The organism is Mycobacterium sp. DBP42 (assembly GCF_005924235.1).
Taxonomy (GTDB): Bacteria; Actinomycetota; Actinomycetes; order Mycobacteriales; family Mycobacteriaceae; genus Mycobacterium; species Mycobacterium syngnathidarum.
The window spans coordinates 387,484-393,611 of sequence record NZ_VCMY01000002.1 but is presented as its reverse complement, the minus strand read 5'-3'; the positions used below and the strand labels follow the sequence as shown (position 1 = coordinate 393,611).

General features: G+C 63.7%; 5 protein-coding genes. 1 reads left to right on the top strand and 4 read right to left on the bottom strand.

What is annotated here, in order from left to right:
• On the bottom strand, nt 1-486 hold a 486-nt coding region (locus E0T84_RS04250; RefSeq protein ID WP_138743840.1), incomplete at its 3' end, for an NlpC/P60 family protein.
• A 551-nt stretch (nt 487-1,037) separates the two neighbouring features.
• On the opposite strand from E0T84_RS04250, the gene E0T84_RS04245 reads away from it, so the two are divergent.
• On the top strand, nt 1,038-1,811 hold the full coding sequence (locus E0T84_RS04245; RefSeq protein WP_138743839.1) for a metalloregulator ArsR/SmtB family transcription factor: 774 nt from the start codon (nt 1,038-1,040) through the stop codon (nt 1,809-1,811).
• Here E0T84_RS04245 and E0T84_RS04240 read toward each other — a convergent pair.
• From E0T84_RS04240 to E0T84_RS04230, 3 genes are all read right to left on the bottom strand, one after another.
• A complete protein-coding gene (locus tag E0T84_RS04240) occupies nt 1,808-4,705 on the bottom strand; it encodes an RND family transporter (protein WP_138743838.1) in 2,898 nt (965 codons plus the stop codon). The genes E0T84_RS04245 and E0T84_RS04240 overlap by 4 nt on opposite strands.
• The gene (locus tag E0T84_RS04235; RefSeq protein ID WP_138743837.1) at nt 4,702-5,175 is read right to left on the bottom strand and encodes an MmpS family protein; all 474 of its coding nucleotides are present in this window, start codon (nt 5,173-5,175) and stop codon (nt 4,702-4,704) included. Before E0T84_RS04235 ends, E0T84_RS04240 begins: the two co-directional genes overlap by 4 nt.
• A gap of 420 nt (nt 5,176-5,595) precedes the next feature.
• Nucleotides 5,596-6,084 carry a DUF5078 domain-containing protein gene (locus E0T84_RS04230; protein WP_171054902.1) on the bottom strand — a complete coding sequence of 163 codons (489 nt, stop codon included), beginning with the start codon at nt 6,082-6,084 and terminating at the stop codon, nt 5,596-5,598.
• Nucleotides 6,085-6,128: the final 44 nt, after the last annotated feature.

Here is a 6,128-nt window from a genome sequence, read left to right as displayed (position 1 = left end):
TGCGAAGGGATCAACGGGAGCCGGGGCGGCCATCGGGTTGATCGGGGCTGGGGGCGGCGGTGGCGCGCCGAAAGGCGGGGGAGCATCTGCGGGCGCATCCGGCGGTGCGGCGGCTTCTACCGGTAGGTACATGTGGTGGGTGAACTGGCGCTGGTAGGCGCCGCCGCCACCGATCCGCACGCCGTGGCCGCCCTCGCCCGAGGACACGGGGGTGCCGTCCGGGAGGGTCACGGCGGTGTGGCCGCTGTTCCAGCCGATCACCAGGGCGCCGGGCTGGCTGCCGTACTTGAAGCCACGGGCCAGCAGGGCCCGCTCCTGGTTGCCGGTGTTGAAGCGGTCACCGTAGACAGGACGGCCGGTGGCCATGTTGCTGACCCAGGAGGCCAGGCCGGAGCAATCCGTACCGGCCGGGGAGTCTCCACCGGAGATGTACGGCGTGCCCGAAACCTGCTGGACAAGCGCCATAAGCGTCGCGATAGCAAACATGCGGCGGGACGCTAGCAGAGGGGATTTTGGGCGGGCAAAATATGTGACTCCGTTCACAGGGAGTGTCGGATATGGACTGATTCACGCTTTCACGGATCGGGTGTGGTTGCCTGTGCGGGCAATTCGGTTGCCAGTGGTACGTATTTGCCAGGACGATGCCGTACGCATTCGACTATCGCCAATAGTGCTGCGGCACTGGGCTTGTGCTGTGATTCGCCTGCCGGATTCACGCCGTGCGGCATGCGGTCGATCGGCGAAACATATTGCTGTAACAAGTATTTCGGAACTATTCGATCGATCCCACGGAAAGGGTGCCGCCCGGGTATCGGCGGACCGCCGTGCCACGGCCTCGGCCGTAGAGAGGGGCGGGGGTGACTCATGCCGGCAACGTCGGCACTGTCTTGACGGTTGGCTGGACAGGCCCCGTTCGGCGTGTGCAACGGCGGTTCCATCGCTTGTCTTCGCTGATCGGACCCGGTTGACAGGCAGCCGTTTGGCTGCATGATTGACGGAGGTTTTGGTGCGCGGTCGCGGCTGAGGGGATGGCGAGGGTGGACGAGGTATTCAAGGCGCTGGCCGACCCCAGTCGGCGGCTGCTCCTGGACAGCCTCAATGACCGGGACGGACAGAGCCTGCGCGAGCTCTGCAGCGGCTTGTCGATGGCCCGGCAGTCGGTCAGCAAGCACCTGGCCATACTGGAGGCGGCCAATCTGGTCACGTCCGTCCGGCAAGGCCGGGAAAAGCTGCACTACGTGAACGCCGAACCGATCAATGCCATCGCCGACCGCTGGATCGACCGCTATGACTCCACGCGGGCGCAGACCCTGTCGGACCTCAAGACGGTGTTGGAGAACCCCGGCTCGGTGGGCGAGTTCGTCTACACGACCTATATCCGCACCACCCCGGAGCGGTTGTGGCAGGCCGTCACCAATCCGGCGTTCTCATGCAGATTCATGGGCCATGCCATCGAGTCCGACTGGCAGAAGGGTTCGACCTACACCTGGGTCGAGGGCGGACTTCGGATCGAGGACCCCGCGCAGGTGATCGTCGAGTCCGACCCCTATCAGCGGTTGGCCTTCACGTTCCACGGGTTCACGCCTGAACTCCAGCAGATAGCCCCGGATCTCAGCGGCGAAGCGATTGCCGAAGCCGCGGCAGAACGGCGCTCACGGGTGTCGTTGAGCATCGAACCCGTCGGAGATCAGGTGGAGCTCACCGTGACCCACGACGGGTTCGAGCCGGGCAGCATCGTGCGGGATCTGATCGCTCGCCGGTGGCCGCTCAAGTTGTCGAGCCTGAAATCCAGCCTGGAACAGGCTGACTAGACCCGGGAATCCTGCGGCTCGCGCTGGACGGGGGAGGGCCATGGTGCCGGCTTGGGCCGCTGACGCACGATCTGCGGCCACCAGAACCACTTGCCCATCAGTGCGGCGATGGAGGGGGTCATGAAGGAGCGGATGACCAGGGTGTCGAACAGCAGGCCCAGGCCGATCGTGGTGCCCACCTGACCGATCACGGCCAGTTCGCTGACTGCCATCGACATCATGGTGAACGCGAACACCAGGCCGGCCGAGGTGACCACCGATCCGGTGCCGCCCATCGCGCGGATGATGCCGGTGTTGAGGCCCGCGTGGATCTCTTCTTTGAATCGGGAGACCAGTAGCAGGTTGTAGTCGGCGCCGACGGCCAGCAGCACGATGACGGCCATCGCGATCACCATCCAGTGCAGTTCCAGGCCGATCAGGTGCTGCCAGATGAGCACGGACAGACCGAAGGATGCGCCCAGGGACAGCACCACCGTTCCGACGATGACCGCGGCGGCCACCACGCTGCGCGTGAGGATCAACATGATGATGAAGATCAGGCACAGCGCGGCGATTCCGGCGATCAGCAGGTCGTAGTTGGCGCCTTCCTGCATGTCCTTGAAGGTGGCCGCGGTGCCGCCGAGGTAGATCTTGGACCCCTCCAGCGGGGTGCCCTTGATCGCCTCCTTGGCGGCGTTCTGGATGCCGGCGATGTGTGAGATGCCTTCGGGGCTCATCGGGTCGCCCTCGTGGCTGATGATGAACCGCACGGCGTGCCCGTCGGGGGACAGGAACATTTTCATGCCGCGCTTGAAGTCGGGATTGTCGAAGGTTTCCGGCGGCAGATAGAACGAGTCGTCGTTCTTGGATGCGTCGAAGGCCTGGCCCATGGCGGTCGCGTTCTCCATCGACGCTTCCATCTGATCCTGCAGCCCGCCCATGGTGGCCTGCATGGTCAGCATCATGTTCTTCATGTTCTTCATCGTGGTGATCATGGGCGGCATGATGGTGAGCATCCGTGGCATGAGGACATCGAGCCGGTCCATGTCCGGCATCATCTTCTGGATGTCGTCGGTCATGGTGTCGATGCCGTCAAGGGTGTCGAAGATCGACCGGATCGACCAGCACATCGGGATGTCGAAGCAGTGTGGTTCCCAGTACAGGTAGTTGCGGATCGGCCGGAAGAAATCGTCGAAATCGGCGATGTGATCCCGCATTTCGGCGACATCGTCAACCATGCCGTGCATCTTGCCGACCATACTGTGGGTGGTGTCCGACATTTCCTTGGTCAGCTGGAGCATCCGCTCCATGGTGTCGACCGTTTTTTGCATCTCGTCGGCCTGAACCAGCATGTCCTTCATGCGGTCCTGCATGTACTTCATGTTCATCATCTGCGTGGTGCCCTGCATGCTGATCTGGAACGGGATCGAGGTGTGCTCGATCGGTGTTCCCTGCGGGCGCGTGATGGCCTGCACCCGGGAGATGCCGGGCACCTGGAAGATTCGCTTGGCGATGCGGTCGACGACCAGGAAGTCCGCCGAGTTGCGCAGGTCGTGATCGCTCTCGATCAACAGCAGCTCGGGGTTCATCCGCGCCTGGGAGAAGTGCCGATCGGATGCGGCGTAGCCGGTGTTGGCCGGCAGGTCCGGCGGCAGGTACTTGCGGTCGTTGTAATTGGTCTGGTACCCGGGCAGGGTCAACAGGCCGACCAGCGACAGTGCGATGGTGGCGACCAGGATCGGTCCGGGCCAGCGCACCACCGCGGCACCGATCTTGCGCCACCCGCGGGTGCGCATGGCGCGCCGGGGTTCCAGCGTCTTGCCGAACCGGCTGGCCACCGAGATGATCGCAGGCCCCAGCGTCAGTGCGGCGACAACACCGGTGACCATGCCGATGGCCAGCGGGATGCCCAGCGACCGGAAATACGGCAGCCGCGTGAAGTGCAGGCACAGCGTGGCGCCGGCGATCGTCAGGCCCGAGCCCAGCACCACGTGGGCGGTGCCGTGAAACATCGTGTAGTAGGCCGACTCTCGGTCTTCACCGACACTTCTGGCCTCTTGATATCGGCCGATCAGGAAGATCGCATAGTCGGTGGAGGCCGCGATCGCCAATGTCACCAGCAGGTTGGTGGCGAATGTCGAGAGCCCGATGATGTTGTAGTAGCCCAGCGCGGCGACGACGCCGCGGGCCGCGGACAGGGACAACACCACCATGACCAGAGTGAGGAGCACTGTCACCACTGACCGGTAGACCAGCAGCAGCATGATGATGATGACGGTGAAGGTCAGCGCCTCGATGATCCGTACGCTGCGGTCACCGGCGATGCGCTGGTCGGCCGCCAGTGCGGCCGGCCCGGTGACGTAGGCCTTGACCCCGGGCGGCGGGGTGACACTCTCGACGATCGCCTGGACGGCCTCGACCGATTCGTTGGCCAGCGCCTCGCCTTGGTTACCGGCGGTGTAGACCTGAACATACGAGGCCTTGCCGTCCGCGCTTTGGGCGCCGGAGGCAGTCAGCGGATCGCCCCAGAAATCCTGGACGTGCTCGACGTGCTTGTCGTCGGCCTCGAGCTTGTCGATGATCTCGTCGTAGAAGTCGTGCGCTTTGATGTCCAGCGGCTGGTCGCCCTCGAGCACGATCATGACCGAGCTGTTGGACTTGAACTCCTGGAACACTTCGCCGACGCGCTTCATCGCGATCATCGACGGCGCCTCGTCCGGCGTCATCGACACCGACCGCATCTTGCCCACCTCTTCGAGCTGGGGCACAACCGTGTTCAAGACGGCGATGAGGGCGATCCAGCCGATGATGATCGGCACTGCCAGGCGCCGGATCCACTTGGCGATCCCGCCGTGCTGGGCATGCCTCGGCCCGGTGACCGGGATCGACTCGGTCGGGGCGTCGTGGGTGCTCATGCAGATTTCACCAAGCAGAAGGTCTGGGCGTTCACGCCGTTGGAGGTTCTCTCGTCCTTGAGTTCGTCATCGACGGTGATGCGGCAGGTGATCGTGTTGCCGTTGCCCTGCGCGACGATGTTGGGGAAGACCGACGGGGCGGTGGATTCCAACCGCAACGTCCACGGCAGGGTCACCCCGTCGATGCGCTGGGGCTGAGCGTCGAGGTCGAGGTAGTTCACGTCGGCGGTGGCTCCGGGCTCACCGTAGATCTCGTAGACCACGACCTTGGGGTCGAAGGGCTTGGTGTCATCGACTTTGGTGCTGGAGATGCCGGTGCCGTCGCCTGCGGCGAAGAACGTGCGAACCCGCATCACCGTGAAGCCGCCGACCAGCACCACTGCGGCGATGATCAACGGAATCCAGAACTTCTTGGCCAGGCCTGTGATTGAAAACTGTTTCCGGCGAGAGCTTTTCGTCGCGTTGGTCATCGTGAAATGGCACCGGTCCGTCGATTGTGGGCGATATGGGCAATGGGGAGGCAGGGCGGTGTCGACATGCCGACGGCACGGCAGTCGGTGGGGCAGTACGTCTGCACCATGTTCACCTCGATCACGCCTCGTTGTCTAGCCGAATGGCTAACTAAAGTTAGCGAGATATTAGCCTATTTAAATGAGTGGCAAAACGGTGACGCAGGTGTGGCGCCGCATCCGCGCGCCTGCCCGGGGGTCGATGGCGATTCACCGCCTCGCGGTACGTAACCGGAGGTCAAGCGGTCTTCTGCGCCGCGATCTAACGCGCGTCGAAGGCAGACAGAGGCAGGCGGGACTGTCGACTGTGATGGAGCTAACGGAATCAGCGAGGCTCACCGCCGTGTCGGCGGTGAGCCTCAACCGTCACTAATCTTCGGACTAGTGCCAGTTCCAGACGGACATGTCGTTGGGCGGGTAGTTCTGGCAGACGTCGGTGGTGTTGGCCGCGACGCCTTTGTTGTTGAAGAACAGCTTGGCCCAGTTCGGCCAGCGCCAGGACATGTTCTCGAAGAAGGCGTTGGTGGCCATGTTCTCGGAGTACTGGCGGCGTCCGGCGTAGTCCATGGAGAAGAACCAGTGGATCCGGTCCTGGGCGCCCTGCTGATCGGCGACGGGCTTGTTGTTGTAGTCGATCATGTAGCGCTCGTAGTACACGGGCTCGACGTCGCGGGCGGCGGCCATGATCTGCTCGGCGGTGCACGGTGTCTTGAGGATGCGGTTGGGGATCGGGTAGTCGTCGGTGGCATCGGCGGAGGCGGTGCCGACCGTCAGGCCGGTGGCGATCCCGGCGCCGGCCAGGCTGCCGGCCACGGCACACGCAGCGACGCTGGTGCGGATCAGGTTATTGAGACTCTTGCGGTTCAACATCTCGCTCCAAAATCTTCAGATCGGCGTCGGAAATCAGACTACGA

Excerpts from the sequence above, each read along its gene's own strand:
- E0T84_RS04240 (WP_138743838.1), bottom strand. The coding sequence starts at position 4,705 with ATGAGCACCCACGACGCCCCGACCGAGTCGATCCCGGTCACCGGGCCG.
- E0T84_RS04235 (WP_138743837.1), bottom strand. The coding sequence starts at position 5,175 with ATGACCAACGCGACGAAAAGCTCTCGCCGGAAACAGTTTTCAATCACA.
- E0T84_RS04230 (WP_171054902.1), bottom strand. The coding sequence starts at position 6,084 with ATGTTGAACCGCAAGAGTCTCAATAACCTGATCCGCACCAGCGTCGCT.